The sequence below is a fragment of the Roseovarius sp. A46 genome, assembly GCF_004126395.1.
GTDB lineage: Bacteria > Pseudomonadota > Alphaproteobacteria > Rhodobacterales > Rhodobacteraceae > Roseovarius > Roseovarius nitratireducens.
In genome coordinates this window covers 37,226-58,877 of record NZ_PVWS01000018.1, presented here as the reverse complement: position 1 = coordinate 58,877, position 21,652 = coordinate 37,226, and the positions used below count along the sequence as shown (strand labels likewise).

The 21,652-nt window shown below is 66.3% G+C and carries 18 protein-coding genes; 11 read left to right on the top strand and 7 right to left on the bottom strand.

From position 1 onward, the window contains the following. Nucleotides 1-30 precede the first annotated feature (30 nt). A complete protein-coding gene (groL, locus tag C6W92_RS11015; protein WP_129433045.1) occupies nt 31-1,677 on the bottom strand; it encodes a chaperonin GroEL in 1,647 nt (548 codons plus the stop codon). Between the two features lie 52 nt (nt 1,678-1,729). Further along, nucleotides 1,730-2,041 (bottom strand): co-chaperone GroES, encoded by a 312-nt coding sequence (gene groES, locus C6W92_RS11010; protein WP_129433043.1) that lies wholly within the window; start codon nt 2,039-2,041, stop codon nt 1,730-1,732. A gap of 219 nt (nt 2,042-2,260) precedes the next feature. Here groES and C6W92_RS11005 point away from each other — a divergent pair, with 219 nt between their 5' ends. Together C6W92_RS11005 and C6W92_RS11000 are read left to right on the top strand one after the other, a co-directional pair. Next, nucleotides 2,261-2,866: an exopolysaccharide biosynthesis protein gene (locus tag C6W92_RS11005; protein WP_129433041.1), complete on the top strand. Its 606-nt coding sequence runs from the start codon at nt 2,261-2,263 to the stop codon at nt 2,864-2,866. A 576-nt stretch (nt 2,867-3,442) separates the two neighbouring features. Then, nucleotides 3,443-4,363, top strand: coding sequence for a manganese-dependent inorganic pyrophosphatase (locus C6W92_RS11000; protein WP_129433040.1), 921 nt, complete (start codon nt 3,443-3,445; stop codon nt 4,361-4,363). Nucleotides 4,364-4,467: 104 nt separating this feature from the next. Here the strand turns inward: C6W92_RS11000 and ccrA are convergent, their stop codons facing one another. Together ccrA and C6W92_RS10990 are read right to left on the bottom strand one after the other, a co-directional pair. Then, entirely contained in the window at nt 4,468-5,757 is a 1,290-nt protein-coding gene (ccrA, locus tag C6W92_RS10995; RefSeq protein ID WP_104019854.1) for a crotonyl-CoA carboxylase/reductase, read from the bottom strand. A gap of 139 nt (nt 5,758-5,896) precedes the next feature. Continuing rightward, nucleotides 5,897-7,276 (bottom strand): 1-acyl-sn-glycerol-3-phosphate acyltransferase, encoded by a 1,380-nt coding sequence (locus C6W92_RS10990; RefSeq protein ID WP_129433038.1) that lies wholly within the window; start codon nt 7,274-7,276, stop codon nt 5,897-5,899. 291 nt (nt 7,277-7,567) lie between these two features. On the opposite strand from C6W92_RS10990, the gene C6W92_RS10985 reads away from it, so the two are divergent. Next, a complete protein-coding gene (locus C6W92_RS10985; RefSeq protein WP_129433082.1) occupies nt 7,568-9,535 on the top strand; it encodes a protein meaA in 1,968 nt (655 codons plus the stop codon). 27 nt (nt 9,536-9,562) lie between these two features. Here the strand turns inward: C6W92_RS10985 and C6W92_RS10980 are convergent, their stop codons facing one another. Further along, nucleotides 9,563-9,940, bottom strand: coding sequence for a DUF4168 domain-containing protein (locus C6W92_RS10980; RefSeq protein WP_164989218.1), 378 nt, complete (start codon nt 9,938-9,940; stop codon nt 9,563-9,565). A gap of 182 nt (nt 9,941-10,122) precedes the next feature. Here C6W92_RS10980 and C6W92_RS10975 point away from each other — a divergent pair, with 182 nt between their 5' ends. Then, on the top strand, nt 10,123-10,563 hold the full coding sequence (locus C6W92_RS10975; RefSeq protein ID WP_129433035.1) for a GNAT family N-acetyltransferase: 441 nt from the start codon (nt 10,123-10,125) through the stop codon (nt 10,561-10,563). Nucleotides 10,564-10,575: 12 nt separating this feature from the next. Here the strand turns inward: C6W92_RS10975 and C6W92_RS10970 are convergent, their stop codons facing one another. Beyond that, entirely contained in the window at nt 10,576-10,764 is a 189-nt protein-coding gene (locus C6W92_RS10970) for a DUF1674 domain-containing protein (RefSeq protein WP_129433033.1), read from the bottom strand. 68 nt (nt 10,765-10,832) lie between these two features. Between C6W92_RS10970 and C6W92_RS10965 the strand changes: the two genes are divergently transcribed. The 7 genes from C6W92_RS10965 (at nt 10,833) to C6W92_RS10935 (ending at nt 19,430) form a co-directional block, all read left to right on the top strand. Further along, nucleotides 10,833-12,101: a transcription antitermination factor NusB gene (locus tag C6W92_RS10965; RefSeq protein ID WP_129433031.1), complete on the top strand. Its 1,269-nt coding sequence runs from the start codon at nt 10,833-10,835 to the stop codon at nt 12,099-12,101. Between the two features lie 174 nt (nt 12,102-12,275). Then, complete coding sequence (locus C6W92_RS10960) at nt 12,276-14,018, top strand: heparinase II/III family protein (RefSeq protein ID WP_129433029.1); 1,743 nt, start codon at nt 12,276-12,278, stop codon at nt 14,016-14,018. A 47-nt stretch (nt 14,019-14,065) separates the two neighbouring features. Continuing rightward, nucleotides 14,066-15,655 carry a bifunctional phosphoribosylaminoimidazolecarboxamide formyltransferase/IMP cyclohydrolase gene (gene purH / locus C6W92_RS10955; RefSeq protein WP_129433027.1) on the top strand — a complete coding sequence of 530 codons (1,590 nt, stop codon included), beginning with the start codon at nt 14,066-14,068 and terminating at the stop codon, nt 15,653-15,655. A gap of 9 nt (nt 15,656-15,664) precedes the next feature. After that, nucleotides 15,665-16,135, top strand: coding sequence for a signal peptidase II (lspA, locus tag C6W92_RS10950; protein ID WP_129433025.1), 471 nt, complete (start codon nt 15,665-15,667; stop codon nt 16,133-16,135). Between the two features lie 56 nt (nt 16,136-16,191). After that, nucleotides 16,192-16,725: a DUF3035 domain-containing protein gene (locus C6W92_RS10945; RefSeq protein WP_241691137.1), complete on the top strand. Its 534-nt coding sequence runs from the start codon at nt 16,192-16,194 to the stop codon at nt 16,723-16,725. A 69-nt stretch (nt 16,726-16,794) separates the two neighbouring features. Next, on the top strand, nt 16,795-18,120 hold the full coding sequence (locus C6W92_RS10940; RefSeq protein ID WP_129433021.1) for a pitrilysin family protein: 1,326 nt from the start codon (nt 16,795-16,797) through the stop codon (nt 18,118-18,120). Then, on the top strand, nt 18,117-19,430 hold the full coding sequence (locus tag C6W92_RS10935; RefSeq protein WP_129433019.1) for a pitrilysin family protein: 1,314 nt from the start codon (nt 18,117-18,119) through the stop codon (nt 19,428-19,430). The genes C6W92_RS10940 and C6W92_RS10935 overlap by 4 nt, the downstream gene beginning before the upstream one ends. A 143-nt stretch (nt 19,431-19,573) precedes the next feature. Here C6W92_RS10935 and C6W92_RS10930 read toward each other — a convergent pair whose 3' ends face one another. Further along, on the bottom strand, nt 19,574-21,628 hold the full coding sequence (locus tag C6W92_RS10930; RefSeq protein ID WP_129433017.1) for a hypothetical protein: 2,055 nt from the start codon (nt 21,626-21,628) through the stop codon (nt 19,574-19,576). Nucleotides 21,629-21,652 lie beyond the last annotated feature (24 nt).

Genomic DNA, 21,652 nt, shown 5'->3' with positions numbered 1-21,652 from the left:
TTCCCTTGGCTTCAAAGGCCGGGGGCTGACTTACATCATGCCGCCCATGCCGCCCATGTCGGGCATGCCGCCGCCGCCGCCACCGGCGCCTTCTTTCTGCGGCTTGTCGGCCACCATCGCCTCGGTGGTGATCAGCAGGCCAGCGATCGAGGCTGCATCCTCGAGCGCGGTGCGGACCACCTTGGCCGGGTCGATCACGCCGAACTTGAACATGTCGCCATATTCGTCGGTCTGCGCGTTGTAGCCGAACTTGAGATCGTCGCTCTCGCGGATCTTGCCCGCGACAACCGATCCGTCCACGCCCGCGTTCTCGGCGATCTGGCGCAGCGGCGATTCGAGCGCCTTGCGCACGATCATGATCCCGGCGTTCTGATCGGTGTTGGCCCCGGTCAGCCCGTCGAGCGCCTTGGCGCCCTGCACGAGGGACACGCCGCCGCCGACGACGATGCCTTCCTGCACCGCGGCGCGGGTCGCGTTGAGCGCGTCATCGACGCGGTCCTTGCGCTCCTTCACCTCGGTCTCGGTCATGCCGCCGACGCGGATCACGGCCACACCACCGGCAAGCTTGGCCACGCGCTCCTGGAGCTTCTCGCGATCATAATCCGAGGTGGTGTCCTCGATCTGGGTGCGGATCTGGGCGACGCGCGCCTCGATCTCGTCCTTGCTGCCATGACCGTCGACGATGGTGGTCTCGTCCTTGGTGATGTTCACCGTCTTGGCCGAGCCGAGCATGTCCATCGTCACCGATTCGAGCTTCATGCCCAGATCCTCGGAGATCACCTGGCCGCCCGTGAGGATCGCGATGTCCTGAAGCATGGCCTTGCGGCGATCGCCAAAGCCCGGCGCCTTGACGGCCGCGATCTTGAGGCCGCCGCGCAGCTTGTTGACCACGAGCGTGGCGAGCGCCTCGCCCTCGACGTCCTCGGCGATGATGAGCAGCGGTTTCTGCGACTGGATCACCTGCTCGAGCAGCGGCACCATCGGCTGGAGGCTCGACAGCTTCTTCTCGTGCAGCAGGATGAGGCAGTCATCAAGCTCGGCGATCATCTTGTCGGAGTTGGTGACGAAATAGGGGCTGAGATAGCCACGGTCGAACTGCATGCCCTCGACCACTTCGGTCTCGGTCTCGAGGCCCTTGGCTTCCTCGACGGTGATGACGCCCTCGTTGCCGACCTTCTGCATCGCGTCTGCGATCATCTGGCCGATCTCGCTCTCGCCGTTGGCAGACACGGTGCCGACCTGCGCGACTTCCTCGGAATTCTCGACCTTGCGCGCCGCCGCCTTGATGTGCTCGACGACCTTCTTGGTCGCGAGATCGATGCCGCGCTTGAGGTCCATCGGGTTCATGCCCGCGGACACGGACTTGATGCCTTCGCGGACGATCGCCTGTGCCAGCACGGTGGCGGTGGTGGTGCCGTCGCCGGCCTCGTCATTGGTGCGGTTGGCCACTTCTTTGACCATCTGCGCGCCCATGTTCTCGAACTTGTCCTCAAGCTCGATTTCCTTGGCGACAGACACGCCGTCCTTGGTGATGCGCGGCGAGCCAAAGCTCTTGTCCAGCACCACGTTGCGGCCCTTGGGGCCGAGCGTCACCTTGACCGCGTCGGCCAGGGTGTTGACGCCCCGCATCATGCGGTTGCGGGCGTCGGTATCGAATCGTACGTCTTTAGCAGCCATGTTCGGATACTCCTGCTTATTCGTTGTTTCCGGGTCAGACGATGCGCGGCCTTCAGGCGGCCTTGGCGGCCTTGTCGTCGTCGATGATCCCGAGGATATCGCTTTCCTTCATGATCATCAGCTCTTCGCCGTCGATCGTGACCTCGGTGCCGGACCACTTGCCGAACAGGACCGTGTCACCGGCCTTGACGGCCATCTCGATCAGTTCGCCATTGTCCTTGCGCGCACCGTCGCCAACGGCGACGACCTGGCCTTGCTGCGGCTTTTCCTTGGCGGTTTCGGGGATGATAAGACCCCCGGCGGTTTTTTCTTCGCTCTCCACGCGGCGGACGAGCACGCGGTCATGCAGCGGTTTGAATGCCATCTTCGAGGCTCCTTGGCTCAAAGTTTCCCTATTGAATGATCCCCGGCGGGGATCATTAGCACTCACTCCATTCGAGTGCTAACGGCGCAGAAGTAGGGAGTGCGAGGAAGCCTGTCAACTCCTTCGTTCGAGAAAAAGAACGCGAAGCCACGACGCTGGATAACCCGCCCGCAAGCGGCTATTTCCCGGTCGACCGCCACCCGCCGCGAAAGAGGCCCGATGACCATCCGCCCCGCCCCTCCGAACGACAACCTGACCCGCCTGCTCGACCGGATCGAGGCAGAGACGGGCGACGGCGCGGTGTCGGTGCGCGAGGTGCTGGCCATCCTCGGCCCGCGCGCCTTCACGCCGATGCTTCTGGTGCCTAGCCTCGTTCTTGTCTCGCCCGCCTCGGCTGTGCCCGGCGTGCCGAGCATCCTGTCGGCGCTGGTGGGGCTGGTGGCGTTGCAGATGCTGCTGGGGCACGATCGGATCTGGCTGCCGCGCGTGCTCTTGGATCGCGCGCTCGACGCCGCGCGTTTCGCCCGCGTCCTGCGCGCGCTGCGTGGCCCGGTCGCGTGGATCGACCCGCTGATAAACGAACGGCTGACATGGCTCGCCGACAAGCCCGGCAACATCCCCGCGCTGGCAATCTGCGCCACCGTCTCCTTCTTCATGCCGCTGATCGAGTTCGTGCCCTTCCTCACCTCGATCCTCGCCTCGGCCACAGCACTCTTCGCCACCGGCATGTTCGCCCGCGACGGGCTGTTGATGTTGGTGGGCTACGGGCTGGTGGTGGGCGGCGCGGTGCTGGTGACAGGGGCGGTGCAGGCGGTGGCGTCCTGAGTGAATGGGGGGTGGTCTGTCTCTGCGGGACCGCCGGTCGCGCGCATGAAGGTTTGATGGGAGATGCGCGGGACGGAGCGGTCTGTGGCAGACAGAGACATGAGGGTGCGTTTGGCCTTGATCTGCCTTTGGATGAGCCGGGACATCGACAGGCCGCGGGCTGGCGATCCGACGGTTTTTCAGGGCACTTTATTTCTCAGAATCCGCAAGACCTTCAGGCGGTGTGTATACTTAACGATATCGCCAGTCCGGGGGGCGGCCTGGCGATGGCGCGGCGGGCTTCGCCCTCGATTCCGCGCCAGGGTCAAGTCCCGACCGTCCGCTTTAGGCCATTCCCCGGTAACTGCCCCGACCCGACGCAACACAGGTTTCGGGCTCCCATCCCTCACCTGACCGTTTCGCTCAAGGCTGGCGTGCCCGTGCCCGCCAACCTGCTCCCATCGGTTACCTCATGCTAGATGGCGTACACGAGCTGTGGTCAGACCCCCTTCGCCGCAGTGCAGCATTGGTGGGTGACAACCCGCCCCCACATCCCTATAAGGCGCGCGAAACACCCGCAGCATTCAGGACAGACCCATGACCACACTCGTCTTCGGCCACAAATCGCCCGACACCGATTCCACCGGCTCGCCCATCCTGTGGGCGTGGTATCTCAACGAGGTGCAGGGCGGCGATGCCGAGCCCGTCCTCCTCGGCGAGCCCAATACCGAGGCCGCCTTCATGCTCGACCGCTGGAACCTGCCCAAGCCGCGCATCATCGAGGGCGTCGAGGCCGGTCAGCCCTGCGTCATCGTCGATACCAACAACCCGGCGGAACTGCCCGAGGCGATCAATGACGCCGACGTGCGCGCGATCATCGACCACCACAAGCTCGTCGGCGGGCTGGAGACGAAAGGGCCCATCGACATCACGGTGCGCCCGCTGGCCTGCACCGCGACGATCATGGTCGACCTCATGGGCGACGATGCCGCGAAAATGCCCGAGGCGATGAAGGGCGCGGCGCTGACCTGCATCCTCAGCGACACGCTCGAATTCCGCTCGCCCACCACGACCGACCACGACAAGGCGGTGGCCGAGCGCCTCGCCGCCGATCTGCGTGTCTCGATCCCCGATTACGCCGCCGAGATGTTCGCCGCCAAGTCCGACGTCTCGGCCTTTTCCGATGCCGAGCTGCTGCGGATGGATTCCAAGGAATACGAGGTCGGCGGCAAGGCATTCCGCGTCAGCGTGCTGGAGACGACCGCCCCCGCCACCGTGCTCGACCGCAAGGCGAGCCTGATGGACAGCATGACGACCGTCGCCGCCGAGGATGGCGTCGATCAGGTGCTCTTGTTCGTGGTGGACATCCTCAACGAAGAGGCGACGCTCCTGGTCCCGAACGATCTGGTCAAGACCGTCGCCGAGAAGAGCTTTGGCGCCACCGTCTCGGGCGACGTGGTGGTCCTGCCCGGCGTGATGAGCCGCAAGAAGCAGATCATCCCCAACCTCGCGGTCTGAAATTGCACCGTCGGAATACCGACAGAATACCGACGTGATACCGACATGAAAAAAGGCCCGCGGTGGACACCTCCCGCGGGCCTTGTCATGTCCGGTTCGGCGGCTCAGCCGCGCCCGGCCTCGATCACGTCCTCGACCGTCCGAAGCCCGGTGCGCGGTGCCTGAACCAGCACCGCCATGTTGCCCGGCTTGTGCTCGTTGCGCAGCATCTTGGTATGCGCCCGCGGGATATCGGCCCAGGGAAAAACCTCTGACATACAAGGGTCTAGCCGCCGCTCGACCATCAGCTTGTTGGCCGCCGACGCCTGCTTGAGATGGGCGAAATGGCTGCCCTGCAGGCGCTTCTGGTGCATCCACATGTAGCGCACGTCGAAGGTGCAGTTGAACCCGCTCGTCCCTGCGCAGATCACAACCATGCCGCCCTTCTTGCACACCAGGCTCGACACCGGAAAGGTCGCCTCGCCAGGATGCTCGAACACCATGTCCACACTGACCCCTTTGCCGGTTATGTCCCAGATAGCCTTACCAAATTTCCGCGCTTCCTTGAGCCACGCGTTGTATTCTGGCGTGTTCACCTTGGGCAGTTGACCCCAGCAATCGAACTCTTTGCGGTTGATGACACCCTTGGCCCCCTGGTCCATCACGAACTGCCGCTTGCTCTCGTCAGAGATCACGCCGATCGCATTAGCGCCTGCCGTGTTGGCCAACTGGATCGCGTAGGAGCCGAGCCCCCCCGACGCCCCCCACACCAGCACGTTCTGCCCGGGTTTCAGATCATGCGGCGCGTGGCCGAACAGCATCCGGTACGCAGTGGCAAGGGTGAGCGTGTAGCACGCGCTCTCCTCCCATGTCAGGTGGCGGGGGCGCGGCATGAGCTGTTGCGCCTGCACCCGCGCGAACTGGGCGAATGAGCCGTCCGGCGTCTCGTAGCCCCAGATGCGCTGCGTGGGCGAGAACATCGGATCGCCACCGTTGCACTCCTCATCGTCGCCGTCGTCCTGGTTGCAGTGGATCACCACCTCGTCGCCGACCTTCCAGCGCTTGACCTTGTCGCCCACCTTCCAGACGATGCCAGCCGCGTCCGATCCCGCGATGTGATACTCGGCCCCGTGGCCGTCAAACGGGCTGATTGGCTGACCTAGCCCGGCCCAGACACCGTTGTAGTTGACGCCCGCCGCCATCACCAGAACCAGCACCTCGTGGCTGTCGATCTCCCAGGTATCGACCACCTCCTGTTGAAATGAGGTTTCCGGTTCGCCGTGACGCTCGCGGCGGATGGCCCAGGCGTACATCTGCTTCGGGACATGCCCCAGCGGGGGCATTTCGCCGATCTCGTAGAGGTCCTTCTCGGGCGCCTCGTAGGGCGCGATACCGGTATGCGTGTCCAAGGCCATCACCTGTCTCCTGTGCGCGGATGCCGCAATGCAGAATCGCGGCGGTCTGACCACGGGATACTGTCGGAGAGGTAATATTGCAATAGCGTCAGGCTATGTTTTTGTAATTTTATGACCTTGCGAATGCAGAATACCTGTATCAATCCTCGCTGCACTCGCGAAAGAGGTGGGCGATAGAGGCCGCGTAATACCGCACCATCGCGCGCTCTCGGGGAACGATTTGGACCTGGTCGTCCTCCTGCGAAACGATGCCGCGGTCGGTCAGCGCACGCAGGCCAAACCGCGCCACCGCCGTTGCGCCGTCTTCGTCATCCTCTTCCGGACGAGGCACTGCCCGGGGCACCTGCGCAAGCATTCCGGCCACCGCCGTATCGAGCGCCGCGCGGTCGAGCGTGCCACCCGCGCAGATGAGCGCCCGCGCGACGAGCGGCACCGGCAGTACTGGCACCTCGGCGCCGATCCGTGCCATCAGAGTCTCGGCCAGTTTTTCGACCCCTCCGCCGGGGTCGTCACGCTCGAAAGCCGCAAGCGACAGCGGCGCGCCGAAGCTGACGGCGGCATAGCCGTGCCGGTGATAACGGCCCCGCAGCCGGAGCCAGACTTGCCAGAGCACGAATCGCGCCACCACCGAGATGCGCGCGGGAAATCGCCGCGCGCCTTTCTCTGCGGCTGCGACCAGCAACCGGTCCTCGAACACCCGGTCGTAATTGAGCGCCACCGGCACGAACACCACGTCGCGCGCATCTGGGCTGCGCTCTTCCACGAGGTATTTGAGCAGGCCCATCTTCGGCGGCTGTAACATGCCGGTGAGGCTCAGCCCGCCCTCGGGGAACACCGCCTGGGTCACGCCGCCGTCGGTCGCCAGCCCGACATAGCGCGCCAGCACCCGGCGGTAGAGAGCCCCGCGCGACCGGCGCCGGATGAAATAGGCCCCCATCGCCCGGATCATCCGTGACAGCGGCCAGACCCGTGCCCATTCGCCCACGGCATAACTGAGGGCCGAGCGGTCGGCAGCCAGCCACGTGACCAGCACGTAGTCCATGTTGGAGCGGTGGTTCATCACGAAGACCACAGTCGCCTCGCGGTCGATGCCGCCGAGCTTCTCGTCGAAATTCCCTAGCCGCACCCGGTAGAGCGTCCGGCTCAGCACCCGCGCCGCGCGGATGGCAAAGCCGAAATAGAGGCTCGCGCTGAAGCTCGGGACGATCTCGCGGGCGTAGCGGCGGGCGCGCTCGAAAGCGACGTTTTCGGGAATGCCCTCTGTCTGTGCCTCTGCTGTCACCGCGCGCAGCACCGCCGGATCGTAGATGAGCCGCTGAATCATGTCATGGCGGCGGGCGAGCTTGAACGGCTCGATGGGTCGCTCCAGCCGCGCGTTGAGCCGCGCAACCGCGCGCTCCATCCGGCGACGAAAGAACCAGCGGACGGACGGGAACAGGAAATGGCTTGCGAAGGTAACGGCGGCAAAGGCCACCAGCAGGATCAGCGCCCAAAGGGGCATTTCAACCGTTTGCGCCATGCGGCCAGATAAGCAGGGAACGTAGCCTCGGTAAATGCCCGTGCGTGTCGTCCGCACCCATTGTCGTCATTTGGCTTGACCGGACGATTTCGTGCCCATGAGGTTCGCGCGTCGAGACCGAGGGAGACGGGGCAGGCGGCTCTTGCGCGCTCTTGCCGCGTTGCAGCGAATTGACAGCGTCCGTTTGTTGCTTTATCCCCGTCCCGAACGTAAGAAAATTGCGCAACCAATTCCCGAGGTCCGCCCATGTCGCAGACGCAGCAAGCCCCCAAAGGGGACAACAAGACCGGCATGTCCGATCGCCAGGCCGATCGTCCGTGGCTCATCCGCACCTATGCGGGCCATTCGACGGCGCAGGCTTCGAACGCGCTCTACCGGTCCAACCTCGCACGAGGGCAGACCGGGCTTTCGGTGGCGTTCGACTTGCCTACCCAGACGGGCTATGACAGCGATCATGTGCTGGCGCGCGGCGAGGTGGGCAAGGTGGGTGTGCCAGTCTGTCACCTTGGCGACATGGAGACGCTGTTCGACCAGATCCCGCTGGATCAGATGAACACCTCGATGACGATCAACGCCACCGCGCCGTGGCTCTTGTCGCTCTATATCGCCGTGGCCGAGCGGCAGGGAGTGGACACGACCAAGCTGCAAGGCACGGTGCAGAACGACCTCATCAAGGAATATCTCAGCCGTGGCACCTATATCTGCCCGCCCGCGCCATCGCTGCGAATGATCGGCGACGTGGCCGAGTACTGCTACAAGCACATCCCCAAGTGGAACCCGATGAACGTGTGTTCCTATCACCTGCAAGAGGCAGGCGCGACGCCCGAGCAGGAGCTGGCCTTCGCGCTCGCCACGGCCACCGCCGTGCTTGACGAGCTGAAACCGCGCGTCCCGGCAGAGGACTTCCCGGTGCTTGCCGGGCGGATCAGCTTCTTTGTCAACGCCGGTATCCGCTTCGTCACCGAGATGTGCAAGATGCGCGCATTCGTCGATTTGTGGGACGAAATTTTGCAGGAACGCTATGGCGTCGAGGACCCGAAGTTCCGCCGCTTCCGCTATGGCGTGCAGGTGAATTCGCTTGGCTTGACCGAGCAGCAGCCGGAGAACAACGTCTACCGCATCCTCATCGAGATGCTGGCGGTGACGCTGTCGAAGAAAGCCCGCGCGCGCGCCGTGCAACTGCCCGCCTGGAACGAGGCATTGGGCCTGCCGCGCCCGTGGGACCAGCAGTGGTCGATGCGGATGCAGCAGATCCTCGCTTACGAGACCGACCTTCTGGAATTCGACGACCTGTTCGACGGCAACCCTGCCGTTGATGCCAAGGTCGAGGCGCTCAAGAACGGCGCGCGGCACGAACTGGCGAATATCGACGGCATGGGCGGGGCAGTGTCGGCCATCGAGTACATGAAATCGCGGCTGGTGGAGAGCAACGCAGACCGGCTGGGCCGCATCGAGGCGGGCGAGACCGTGGTCGTGGGCGTGAACAAGTGGCAGGAAGGCGAGCCCTCGCCGCTGCAATCCGAGGATGGCGGGATCATGGTGGTCGATCCGGGCGTCGAGGCCGATCAGATCGCAGGGTTGGAGGCGTGGCGTGCGGCGCGAGACGCAGATGCCGTGCAGCAGGCGCTCGGCACACTTCGCGCGGCGGCGCGGGAGGGGCGCAACATCATGCCTGCTTCCATCGCTTGCGCGCGGGCGGGCGTGACCACCGGCGAATGGGCTGCCGAGATGCGCGCGGTGCATGGCGAGTATCGCGGACCCACCGGCGTTTCTGCAAGCCCATCGAACCGCACCGAGGGGCTGGACGATCTGCGCGAGGCGGTAGATGCGGTGTCGGGGCGGCTCGGGCGGCGGCTGCGTTTTCTCATGGGCAAGCCGGGGCTCGACGGGCATTCGAACGGGGCCGAGCAGATCGCCTGCCGCGCCCGCGATTGCGGTATGGACATCCGCTACGAGGGCATTCGCCTCACGCCCGAGCAGATCGTCGCCGCGGCAATCGAGGACGAGGCGCATGTGGTCGGCCTGTCGATCCTGTCGGGCAGCCACATGCCGCTGATGGAAGAGCTGATGGAGCGGATGCGCGCCGCTGGCCAGGGCCACGTGCCGGTGATCGTCGGCGGTATCATCCCCGAAGAGGACGCCGCGCGTCTCCGCGAAATGGGGGTGGCGCGGGTCTACACGCCCAAGGATTTCGAACTCAACACCATCATGATGGACATCGTCACACTTGCCGATCCAAAGGCGGTGGCGGCGGAATAATCCGCCGCCCTGCCTGGTCAGTCGGAATCACTGCTCGCGAACCTCGGTGATGCGCGCGATGATCCGCTGGTTGAGCGTGTCGCTCTCGCCCGCGGCATTGGCGATGGCCACGTAGCTGTCGAGATCCATGTTCTCGACCCCGTCCACGGCGGCCGCGGCGGCGGTGTTGGCTTCCTCGGCGAGCGCCTGCTGCTGCGCCTCGTCCTCGACTGCGTCGATCCGCGGGCCGTAATCCTTGCGCACCTCTTCCACCGCGAGAATGGCATCGACAAAGGCCACGACCTGCGCTTCGGTCACATCCTCTGCGGCAATCTGCGGCGGTGGCGTCTGTTGCGCAGCAAGCGGCGTGGCGAGGGCGAGCGCGGTGGCACCCAGAATGCTGGCAAGTCGGGTTCTGAACGTCAAGATCGTCTCCTGTCTGTTATCGCTGCTGTCACCCTTCGCGGGCAACACTGCCCGTGACGTGCACGCTCGGGTCGCGCACGGCAACCCATTGAGCAAAAAAATGCCGAGAGCCGCGGCATTTCCCGTTGCCGCGGCGCGGTCGGACGGTGCAGGATGGGCGCTCTCGCGCGAGGAGCTGCCCCATGTCCCTGACGATCCGTCCCCTGGAGACCGGCGACAAGCCCGCTTGGGTGCCGCTCTGGCGGGCCTATCTCGATTTTTACGAGACCACGTTGCCTGATGCTGTCTATGATGTGACGTTCGCGCGGCTTACCTCGGCCGACCATCCAGACCAGAATGGTCTGATCGCGCTGGAGGACGGGCGCGCTGCGGGGCTGGTGCATTTCATATATCATCCGCACAACTGGCGGGTCGAGAAGGTGTGCTACCTGCAGGACCTCTTTGCCGCCCCCGAGGCGCGCGGGCGCGGCGTGGGACGGGCGCTGATCGAGGCGGTCTATGCGCGTGCCGACGCGGATGACTGCCCCTCGGTCTATTGGCTGACGCAGGATTTCAACACGAGGGCGCGGCAGCTTTATGACCGGATCGGCAGGCTCACGCCTTTCATCAAGTACAGCCGTTAGACCGGCTCGGGCTCAGAAATCGATGGCGAGGCCCTTCTTCTCCCAATCGCCGTAGCGCACAGGCTCGAGCCCCTCGCGCCGCCCGCCAAGTTCGGGTGGCAGGTTGGGATCGCCGGTGGCTTTGCGGCGGCGTTCCTCGGCTTCGGCAAGCGCGCGCTGGGCGGCGGGGGGCAGGTCGCGGGGGTCGTCGTCGGTGCTCATGCTTGGCCTTTCCCATCCTGGTCGGGCTTGATATATCGCGCCACCTGCCAAAGGCCAAGGATTTGACCATGCCTGCCTCCCCCTGCTCTGCCCGCGCCGCGGCCGCGCGCCTGCTCGACCAGGTGCTGGTCGAGGGGCAGCTGTTGTCCGAGGCACTGGCGCAGGGCACGCTCGACGCGCTGTCACCCGCTGACCGGGCGCGCGCGCAGCGGCTGGCAATGGAGACGTTTCGGGGGCTGGAACGCGCCGACCGGCTGATTGCGCGACACACCCGAAAACCCCCGCCCTTGCCTGTGCGCAATGTATTGCGGCTGGCGGTGAGCGAACTGGCGCAGGGCGGCGAGGCGCACGGGGTGGTGAGCGAGGCGGTGGCCATCGTGGGGGCGCGCGCCCGGCACAAGCGGCTTTCAGGCATGGTCAACGCGGTGCTGCGCAAGCTCGCGGACGAAGCCCCGCGCGTGTGGAATGACCTGCGCGTGCCGCGCCTTCCCGGCTGGCTGCGTGAGCCGTTGGTGGCGGCCTGGGGCAAGGGCGCGGTCGCGGCGATGGAGCGCGCGCATCTGGCGGGCGCACCGCTCGACCTGACGGTGAATGGCGATGCGGAGGACTGGGTCGCGCGGCTGGGCGGTGAGGTGCTGCCGACGGGGTCGGTGCGGCTGCGCGAGGCGGGGCAGGTGACGGCGTTGCCGGGCTATGACGCGGGCGCGTGGTGGGTGCAGGATGCCGCGGCGGCGATGGCGGCAAAGGTGCTGGCCCCGCAGCCCGGCGAGACGGTACTCGACATGTGCGCCGCGCCTGGCGGCAAGACCCTGCAACTGGCAATAAGCGGCGCGGCAGTGACGGCGCTCGATATATCGGCGCGGCGAATGGAGCGGGTGGCGGACAACCTCGCGCGCACCGGGCTGAGCGCGACCTGTGTCGTCGCCGACGCGCTGACGCATGAGGGGGGCTATGACGCGGTGCTGCTGGACGCGCCCTGTTCGGCTACCGGCACGATAAGGCGGCACCCCGATCTTCCCCACGCGCGCGACGGTGCCGGGATCGGCGAGTTGATCGGGATGCAGGCAGCAATGCTCGATCACGCGCTTTCGCTCCTGAAACCCGGCGGGCGGATGGTTTTCTGCACCTGCTCGCTGCTGCCCGACGAGGGGGAATGCCAAGTGGACGAGGCGCTGGCGCGACACACCGACCTGACCGTCGATCGCGCATCGCTCGATCTGCCGGGGATTGAGCCGGGATGGATCACCGAGGAGGGTGGGCTGCGCCTGCGCCCGGACTACTGGCCAGAGCGCGGCGGCATGGACGGCTTCTACATCGCCTGCCTGCGGCGCGGGTAGGCATGTCCCGCGTCACCCTCCGGCCTTATTGGATATCTTTGGTCCAAGAGGCCCCCGGATCAAGGTCGAAGGACACCGAGAGGCGGCTGCGGGCACCCACAATCGGGCGGTGACTTGGGCACGCAGCCCCATTATAGTGCTGCCACGAGCGCCGCAAGAAGCGTGCAGAGGCACATGTCGCATTCCGAATCCCTGTCCGCGCGCTGGGCGCGCCTGAGAAACTGGCTGGCCGCGCGGCGGGCGGGGCGCGGCCACCCGGTGACCGCCTTCGTGTCGCAACCCGAGCCGCGCAGCATCGGCTACCTCGCGCGGGGGCGGCAGCTTTGCGCAGGGAATTTCGTCTTTGCGGGCCATCTCGTGGAGGCCCCTGACACGATGATCTGGGATATCGTCTCGCCGGACGCTGATTTCGCCGCCGAGATGCACGGATTCGGCTGGCTCGACGATCTCGCGGCGGCAGGGGATGCTGCGGCGCGTGCCAAGGCGCAGGCGTGGCTCATGGAATGGATCGCGCGCTACGGGCGCGGGCGCGGGCCGGGGTGGACGCCGGACCTTGCGGGTCGGCGGCTCATCCGCTGGATCAGCCACGCGCTGTTCCTCATGCGCGGGCAGTCGGCAGAGGAGTCCGAGGCGTTCCTGCGCGCGCTGGCGCGACAGGCGCGGTTCCTGTCGTGGCGTTGGCAGGCGGCGACGCCGGGGCTCAAGCGTCTCGAGGCGCTCACCGGGCTGGTCTTTGCCGGGGTGTCGCTCGAGGGGATGGCGCCACTTGCCGACGAGGCACGGGCGGCGCTGGCGCGCGAATGCAAGGCTTGCGTCGATGACGAGGGCGGCATTCCAGGGCGCAATCCCGAGGCGTTGCTGGAGGTGTTCACGCTGCTCACCTGGGCGGCGCTGGTGCTAAGCGAGAATGGGCGCACTGCGGCGGACGCGCATTGGCGCGCGGTGGAGCGGATCGCGCCGTGCCTGCGTGCGCTGCGCCATGCCGATGGCGGGCTGGCGCGGTTCCACGGCGGCGGAAAGGGCCTCGACGGGCGGCTCGACGCGGCGCTGGCGGCAAGCGGGGTCAAGGGACAGGCGCGGAGCGGGCGCGCGATGGGTTATGCGCGGCTGGCGCGCGCGCGCACGAGCGTCATTATAGATGCTGCGCCGCCCGCGATGGGGGCCGCCGCCGACGAGGCGCATGCCTCGACGCTGGCATTCGAGCTCACCTCGGGACGGCGGCCTCTGATCGTGAATTGCGGCTCTGGGGCGAGTTTCGGCCCCGAATGGCGGCGCGCGGGGCGCGCGACACCGTCACATTCGGCGCTGGTGGTGGCGGGCGGGTCGAGCGCCCGGCTGGGCCGCGACCGCCTCCATCCCGGACGGCTGGAAGAAGCGCCGCGCGACGTGCCGGTGCAGATGTCGCGCGCGCCCGACGGGGTGCGCTTCGAGGGCGGGCATGACGGGTATCTACGCAGCCACGGACTGATGCACGTGCGCAGACTCGACCTGTCTGGCGATGGCAGGGCGCTGGTGGGCGAGGACATGCTGCTGGCACTGGAGGACGATCACAAGGCGCGATTCGACCGCGCGCTCGATGCCACGCGCCTGCATGGCGTGCCGTATGACATCCGTTTTCACCTGCACCCGGACGTGGAGGCATCGCTCGACATGGGCGGTGCCGCGGTGTCGCTGGTGCTGCGCAGCGGTGAAATCTGGGTGTTTCGGAGTGATGGTGTGGCCGCTTTGGCCTTGAACCCGAGCGTCTATCTTGAAAAAACGCGGCTCAAGCCGCGTGCGACACGGCAGATCATTCTCTCGGGTCGCGCGACGGGCTATGCGACCCGTATCCGCTGGTCACTGGCCAAGGCGCAGGAAACCCCCGTCGGCATCCGCGATGTCACGGAGGAGGCGCTCGACCCAGTGGCTGAGGAGTGATCCGCCGGACTCCCGTTCGGCATCCATTTTGACAGGACCCACAACCAATGACCGATCTCGCGCCAGTGACCCGCGCCCTTCTCTCCGTTTCCGACAAGACCGGTCTTGTCGATCTTGGCCGCGCATTGGCGGAACGTGGCGTGGAACTCGTCTCGACCGGTGGTACCGCGCGCGCCCTGCGCGAAGCCGGGCTCGCGGTGCGCGACGTGGCAGAGGTGACCGGCTTTCCCGAGATGATGGACGGGCGCGTCAAGACGCTGCACCCGATGGTGCATGGCGGGTTGCTGGCGCTGCGTGACAACCCGGGTCACGTGGCGGCGATGGAGGCGCATGGGATCGCGCCAATCGACCTCCTGATAGTCAATCTCTACCCGTTCGAAGAGACCGTGGCCAAGGGTGCCGACTACGATACCTGCGTGGAGAATATAGACATCGGCGGCCCGGCGATGATTCGTGCGGCAGCCAAGAACCATGCGCATGTGACCGTGGTGGTGGATGTCGAGGATTACGATAAGGTGCTGGGCGACATGGATCAGCATGGCGGCGCGACCTGCCCGAAATTCCGCCGCAAGCTGGCGCAGCGCGCCTACGCGCGCACGGCGGCCTATGACGCGGCGGTGAGCACCTGGATGGCAGAGGCCATCGACGAACCCGCCCCGCGCCGACGTGCCTTTGCCGGGACGCTCGCGCAGGTGCTGCGCTACGGTGAGAATCCGCATCAGAGCGCTGCGTTCTACACCGACGGCTCTGATCGCCCCGGCGTGGCCACTGCGCGGCAGGTGCAGGGCAAGGAGCTGAGCTACAACAACATCAACGACACCGACGCCGCCTTCGAGGTGGTCAGCGAGTTCGCGCCTGAAGACGGCCCCGCCTGTGCCATCATCAAACACGCCAATCCCTGTGGCGTGGCACGCGGCGCGACGCTGCTCGACGCCTACAAGAGCGCCTTCGACTGCGACCGCACCTCCGCCTTCGGCGGTATCATCGCGCTGAATCATTCGCTTGATGCGGCAACGGCGGAAGAGATCGCCGGGATTTTCACCGAAGTGGTGATTGCACCCGGGGCCGATGAGGCGGCAATGGGTATTTTTGCCAAGAAGAAGAACCTGCGGCTCTTGCTGACCGGCGGACTGGCTGATCCGGCGGCACCGGGGCGGATGATCAGGCAGGTTTCGGGCGGCTACCTGGTGCAGGACAAGGATGCGGGACGCCTGAGCGCCGATGATCTGCGGGTGGTGACGAAGCGCGCGCCGACGGATCGTGAAATGTCGGATATGCTATTTGCCTGGACGGTGGCCAAGCATGTGAAATCCAACGCCATCGTTTACGTCAAGGATGGCGCCACGGTTGGGGTCGGCGCGGGCCAGATGAGCCGTGTGGACAGTTGCCGGATCGCCGCGCGCAAGGCGCGTGACATGGCCGAGACGCTGGGATTGCCCGTGCCGCTGACTGAGGGCAGCGTAGTGGCGTCGGACGCGTTCTTTCCCTTCGCCGACGGGCTGATGACGGCCGCCGATGCGGGGGCCACCGCGGTCATCCATCCCGGCGGGTCGATGCGCGACGACGAAGTGATCGCGGCGGCGGACAAAGCGGGGCTGGCGATGGTGCTGACCGGTCAGCGCCATTTCCGGCACTGAGGCGGGCCGATGCGCACTGTTTTCTGGGTGGCCTTCTGGGTCTTTCTGCTCGACCAGGCCACGAAATACCTCGTGGTCCACATGCTCGATCTGCGCAGTTTGGGATGGATCGAGGTCTGGCCACCGTTTCTCAACCTGCGCATGGCGTGGAACACGGGAATCAATTTCGGGATTCTCTCTGATCACGGTGCGGTCATGCGCTGGGCGCTTATCGCTGTGGCGCTGATGATCGTGGCGGCGGTGCTTTGGTGGGTTCATACTGAGCGCCCCGGGCGGCTGCAGCGGTTCGCGGCGGGGGTGCTGGTGGGTGGCGCGCTGGGCAATGTCGTTGACCGGTTGATATATGGCGCGGTGGCGGATTTTCTTAATATGTCGTGCTGTGGCATCGACAACCCGTTCGCGTTCAACGTGGCCGATTTGGCGATCTTCGCCGGTGCCTTCGGCATTGTGTTGCTGCCCGGCACGAAAAAGCCCTCGTGACCTCGGCGGACGCATGCGGTAAACCACCCCAAAGCGCAAGGAGTGTGGCTATGTGGATGCCGCGGAAAACCGTTCTGACGCTGTTGGCTGTCGTAATCGTGGCGGGCTGTGGAGGCGCGCGCGACGACGAGGTGTCGCTCAGGAAGATCAGGCACAAGGGCAACGGGCCGGACGAGTTCTCGATCATACCCGGCAAGCCGCTGGAAATGCCCGAGGACGTGGCCGCGCTACCCGAGCCAGTACCGGGGGGGGGCAACCGCACCGATCAGGATCCGGTTGCCGACGGGATCGCGGCGCTGGGCGGGAACGCGGGCGCGCGGCGTACCGGGGCGCCCTCCGCGGCCAATGCCGGACTGTTGAACCATGCCGCGCGGTACGACCGGAATCCGGCGATCCGCCAGACGCTCGCCGCCGAAGATCGCGAGCTACGCCGTGACTACGGAAACGTGAACATCCTGCGCATACTGCCCTCCGACGATTACACCCAGGCCTACAAGGACCAGTGGCTCGATCCCTATGCCGAGGAGCAGCGTCTGCGCCGCAGAGGCGTGCGCACCCCGGCGGCACCGCCGGCGCCCAAGGATCAGTGATCGCCGCTTGAAACGCGGCGCGCGGGCCGTATCTAGAGATCAATCGTTTCTCGAACGCGGAGGCCCGTCATGCGCCGTCTGATCGTCGCGCTGCTTCTGGTGATCCCCTTCGGCCCCGCGTGGGCGGGGCCGGTGACCAACTTTACCCTCGATAACGGTATGGAGGTGGTGGTGATCGAGGATCACCGTGCCCCGGCGGTGACGCAGATGGTGTGGTATCGGGCCGGATCGGCGGACGAGCCGCCCGGCATGTCGGGGGTGGCGCATTTCCTCGAACACTTGCTATTCAAGGGCACCGAGACGCTGGAGCCAGGCGAGTTCTCGGCTACAGTGGCGCGCCATGGCGGCACCGACAACGCCTTCACCAGCTATGATTACACGGCCTATTTCCAGCGCATTGCGGCTGACCGGCTTGGCCTCGTGATGGAGATGGAGGCCGATCGCATGGCCAATCTGCGCCTCTCCGACGACGACATCACCACCGAGCGCGATGTGATTCTCGAAGAGCGCAACCAGCGGGTCGAGAACAGCCCCGCAGCGCTCTTTCGCGAGCGGATGGGAGCGACGCAATATCTCAACCACCCCTACGGCGCGCCGATCATCGGCTGGCGCCATGAGATGGAGGCGCTCGACCGCGTGGCCGCGGTGGAATTCTACAGCACATATTACGCGCCCAACAACGCCATCCTGATCGTCGCCGGCGATGCCGACCCCGAGGAAGTGCGCGCGCTGGCAGAGAAACATTACGGCCGGATCCCGGCCAACCCGGACCTGCCCGAGCGCATCCGGCCGCAGGAGCCGCCACAACTTGCCGAGCGGCGGCTGAGCTTGCGTGATCCGCGGGTGTCGCAGCCCTACGTCGCGCGCTCCTACCTCGCGCCCGAGCGCGACAGCGGCGCGCAGCGCGAGGCGGCGGCACTCACGCTTCTTGCGGCGCTTCTGGGCAACGGACAGACATCGGTGCTCAACGAGGCGTTGCAATTCGAGCGGAGCATCGCGGTACAAGTGGGAGCGTGGTATTCGGGCATGTCGCTCGATGACGCGAGCCTCGATTTCGTGGTGGTTCCCGCCCCCGGCGTGACGCTGGATGAGGCCGAGGCCGCGCTCGGCGAGGTACTGACCGGGTTCCTGGAAACGGGCCCCGACCCCGAGCATCTGGAGAGGATCAAGAGCCAGTTGCGCGCGCAGGAAATCTACGAGCGCGACGACGTCACGGCGCTGGCGCAACGTTATGGGCGCGCGCTGACACAGGGGCTGACCGTGGCGGATGTGCAGGCATGGCCTGACATCCTGCAGGAGATCACGGACGAGGAGATCATGGACGCGGCGCGCAACGTGCTCGACCGCGAGAGATCGGTAACGGGCTACCTGATGGCCCCGGAGGTGACGCAATGATCCGGTTCGCCCTTGTTGCAATCATGGTGTTGGCGGCGCTTCCCGCGCGCGCCGCGGTGGATGTCGAGCAAGTCACGAGCCCAGGCGGCATCGACGCGTGGCTCGTCGAGGATCACTCGATCCCCTTTGTCGCGCTCGAGCTACGGTTCCGCGGCGGTACCTCGCTCGACCGCGAAGGCAAGGCGGGGGCGGTCAACCTGATGACCGGGCTGCTGGAGGAAGGAGCGGGGACGCGCGATGCGCAGGAATTCGCGCGCGCCTCCGAGGCGCTGGCGGCGCGGTTCGGCTATGGCGCGGGCGACGACACGGTGAGCGTTTCGGCACAGTTCCTGACCGAGCGGCGCGCGGAGGCGGTCGATTTGCTGCGCGACAGCCTGATCGCCCCGCGTTTCGACCCCGAGGCCATCGAGCGGGTGCGCGCGCAGGTGCTTTCGGGGCTGCGCTCGGATCAGACCAACCCGCGCAGCCTCGCCGGACGCGCGGCATCGCGGCTGATCTACGGCGATCACCCCTATGGGCGCCCGGGCGAGGGTACCATCGAAAGCGTGAGCAGCCTCACCCGAGAGGACATCGTTGCCGCGCACCGCGCCGCACTCGCGCGCGACCGTGTTCATATCAGCGCTGTGGGTGACATAACCGCCGAAGAGTTGGGCGCGTTGCTCGACCACCTGCTGGGCGACTTGCCTGCCACCGGTGCGCCGCTACCCGGCGAGGCCGATCCGACCCTACCTGGTGGCATCAAGGTAGTCGAATTCGAGACGCCACAATCCATTGCGCTATTCGCGCAGCGCGGCCCCGACCGTGACCATCCTGATTTCCTCACCGCCTATGTGCTCAATCACATCCTCGGCGGGGGCGGGTTCGAGAGCCGCCTGATGACCGAGGTTCGCGAGAAGCGGGGGTTGACCTATGGTGTCTATTCCTACCTCGCCAACAAGGACGCGGCCGATCTCTGGATGGGCTCGGTCGCCTCGGCCAACGGGCGCGTGGCCGAGGCCATTGCGGTGATTCGCGACCAATGGGCGCGGCTGCGCGACGAGGGGGTGACGGCGGAGGAACTCGAGGACGCCAAGACCTACCTGACCGGTGCCTACCCGCTGCGTTTCGAGGGCAACGCACAGATCGCCTCGATCGCCGTGGGGATGCAGGTGGACGGACTGCCTGTCAAATACATCGCCAACCGCAACGAGATGATTGAGGAGATCACGCTTGAAGAGATTAACCGCGTGGCACGCGAGTGGCTCGACCCCGATCGGCTGACCTTCGTCGTGGTCGGGCAACCCGAAGGGGTGGAAAGCACGGTGAACTGAGTCCGGGCGAGGGACGGTTCTTTATTTTCCGGCGAAAGTCTAAGGACGTTTGACGATCCGCAAACGAGAATGCACCGGGAGGCATCGCTTCCGGCCAGCCTGTGCCCAGCCTGTGCCCAACGCCACTGCTTCGGGGCATAGCCCTAGATCAGGTCAGCGAGGGCATGAACCTGACCCGGCGCGCCACTGAACTCGACTGCTTCGATGGCAACCATCGTAACGATGTTACCGCGTCCCCGCAGGATCACCCGGGCCCCTTCGTGCGCGAACTCGTAATCCGTGCGGAGCCCCGGCACGATAGCACGATCCTTGCCCGCCCCGCCGTGAAGCCGGTCGTCGCCGTCCTGTCCGATAAGTACGTCGTCGCCAGGGCCGCCAATCAGGATATCCGCCTTGGCCGTTCCCGCGAGCCGCGCCGCCTTGTCGCCCGCGCGCTGCAGCACCCCGTGCAGGAACGTGCCGGGCGGGCGCGGGTCGTCCCAGTGGGGTGGCGTGGCATTGGCGCGCATGAGCACATTCCAGCGGGGCGTGTCGTCGTCGAGATGGCGCAGCGCGCCCCAGCTTCCCCACCGCGAAGCCGGGGCCACGTCGACGAAGACGTTGAAGAGCGTCCCGCCCGCTGCGCGCCAGCCGGCGAGCAGCTCCTCGTAGAGCGCGCCCATCTGCGGCGCGTAGTTGAACGCGGTAAAGAAATCGGTGAGTGCGGCGTTGCCGGTCACGGCACCGTTTCCCACCACATGGGAGCCACCGCCATACATGACCAGTTGCAGATCATGACGCGCCGCCACCTCGGCGTGGTAGGGGAGGATTTCGCCCAGGAGCGCGCTGAGCGAGCCCTGCCGCAGCGCCTGTGCCGCGAGGTCGAAGGCAAGCTCGTAGCCATGCGCGGCGACCGCCGCCTCCGGGTTGGCCCCGGTCTCGACAGCGCGGGCGCGGGCCACGGCGCGGCTCGCGGTGATCCAGCTCTCCACCGTGGTTGCCATATTCTCGGCCCCCAACTCGTGACCGAAAAAGCCCGAGACGGCGTAGGCGTCGAAGCGCGTCACGGGGGGCGCGTCGATCTGCCCGGCCGCCACGGCGAGCGGTGCTGTGAGCATCGGCACCTCCAACCCCGGCCAGGCAGTATGCACGCCGGCGACCAGCGACAGACGCCCCGGCGCGTCGGCAAAGACCGTGCGCCAGATATCCGCCATCTGGGCCGCGCGCATCCCCGCGAATTGCAGCCAGCCATCGTCGGGCGCGTCCTCGCCCCAGAGCGCAGTGGCCGCCTCCTGCGCCCAGATCGCTTGTGGAAAGGCCACGTTCCACATCTCGTTGGAATATTCCACGTGCACCCTGAGGCTCGGATCGAGATGCTGGTGCACGTGGCGCGCGAATGCGCGCATATAGGCGTCATCGGCGGCATGGGGCATGTTGACCCACGGATCGGCCCCGATCCTGTTGGCGAGCGCCACCATCACCTCGACCGGCACCCCGCGCCAGCCATAGGTGGCGTCCAGCGGCGTCGGGCGGTCCGCCCATGTCACCTGGTCCGAGCCGTTGGTGAGTTGCCAGTCGGTAAATCTCAGGAGGCGAAGGTCAGCGATGCGGTCGATCCAGAGCGGGTTGAAGATCGCCCCCGCAGCGTGGGGCGCGAGATGATCCTCGTGGACGATGGTGATGTCGCGCAGCGGGTCTTTGGCATCGGTTTCCCGCAGCCGCAGCACCACGGAGCCGTCGCCGGGGATGTAATCGAAGCGGATTTCGCGCGTGTCGTAATTGTAGCGAACGTTATCGGCGCGCCCGGTGACGCGCAGCACGCCGTTGCCCGCGTAACGCAGAAGGTAGCGGCCCCGCAGGTGCGTGGCGCCCTCCGGCTGATCGGTCAGCACGTAGCTTTCGAGAGCCCTCGCCCCCTCGGGCAGGGCCGTCGGCCAGCCCCTTTCATCGAGATAGCCGCCCGCGTGTAACGCAGCCGTGGAAAAGGCGGCGCGTTCCTGTGCGCTGTGCCCGATCCAGGGGCTGGCGGTCTTCATCACGTTGATGAACGGGTGCTGGCTGCTCCGTTCGACGATCCCGTTCAGCCCCATGGCGAGGCTGGGAGCGGCAAGCCCGGTTCCGGGCAGGGGGGCATCCGCGGACCGGGCCATAGCGACCGCGACGAACAGCCCGACCATCATCGCAGGAATTGCCGGGACGAGCCGAAGTCCTGTGTGCATGGCGGGCCGCTCTCCTTGCCAAGT

What these genes read in the sequence shown, in the direction of transcription:
- groL (WP_129433045.1), bottom strand. Translation starts at nt 1,677, where the DNA reads ATGGCTGCTAAAGACGTACGATTCGATACCGACGCCCGCAACCGCATG.
- C6W92_RS10930 (WP_129433017.1), bottom strand. Translation starts at nt 21,628, where the DNA reads ATGCACACAGGACTTCGGCTCGTCCCGGCAATTCCTGCGATGATGGTC.
- C6W92_RS10940 (WP_129433021.1), top strand. Translation starts at nt 16,795, where the DNA reads ATGCGCCGTCTGATCGTCGCGCTGCTTCTGGTGATCCCCTTCGGCCCC.
- C6W92_RS10985 (WP_129433082.1), top strand. Translation starts at nt 7,568, where the DNA reads ATGTCCGATCGCCAGGCCGATCGTCCGTGGCTCATCCGCACCTATGCG.
- ccrA (WP_104019854.1), bottom strand. Translation starts at nt 5,757, where the DNA reads ATGGCCTTGGACACGCATACCGGTATCGCGCCCTACGAGGCGCCCGAG.
- C6W92_RS10970 (WP_129433033.1), bottom strand. Translation starts at nt 10,764, where the DNA reads ATGAGCACCGACGACGACCCCCGCGACCTGCCCCCCGCCGCCCAGCGC.
- groES (WP_129433043.1), bottom strand. Translation starts at nt 2,041, where the DNA reads ATGGCATTCAAACCGCTGCATGACCGCGTGCTCGTCCGCCGCGTGGAG.
- C6W92_RS11005 (WP_129433041.1), top strand. Translation starts at nt 2,261, where the DNA reads ATGACCATCCGCCCCGCCCCTCCGAACGACAACCTGACCCGCCTGCTC.
- lspA (WP_129433025.1), top strand. Translation starts at nt 15,665, where the DNA reads ATGCGCACTGTTTTCTGGGTGGCCTTCTGGGTCTTTCTGCTCGACCAG.
- C6W92_RS11000 (WP_129433040.1), top strand. Translation starts at nt 3,443, where the DNA reads ATGACCACACTCGTCTTCGGCCACAAATCGCCCGACACCGATTCCACC.
- C6W92_RS10945 (WP_241691137.1), top strand. Translation starts at nt 16,192, where the DNA reads ATGCCGCGGAAAACCGTTCTGACGCTGTTGGCTGTCGTAATCGTGGCG.
- C6W92_RS10975 (WP_129433035.1), top strand. Translation starts at nt 10,123, where the DNA reads ATGTCCCTGACGATCCGTCCCCTGGAGACCGGCGACAAGCCCGCTTGG.
- C6W92_RS10990 (WP_129433038.1), bottom strand. Translation starts at nt 7,276, where the DNA reads ATGGCGCAAACGGTTGAAATGCCCCTTTGGGCGCTGATCCTGCTGGTG.
- purH (WP_129433027.1), top strand. Translation starts at nt 14,066, where the DNA reads ATGACCGATCTCGCGCCAGTGACCCGCGCCCTTCTCTCCGTTTCCGAC.
- C6W92_RS10935 (WP_129433019.1), top strand. Translation starts at nt 18,117, where the DNA reads ATGATCCGGTTCGCCCTTGTTGCAATCATGGTGTTGGCGGCGCTTCCC.
- C6W92_RS10965 (WP_129433031.1), top strand. Translation starts at nt 10,833, where the DNA reads ATGCCTGCCTCCCCCTGCTCTGCCCGCGCCGCGGCCGCGCGCCTGCTC.
- C6W92_RS10960 (WP_129433029.1), top strand. Translation starts at nt 12,276, where the DNA reads ATGTCGCATTCCGAATCCCTGTCCGCGCGCTGGGCGCGCCTGAGAAAC.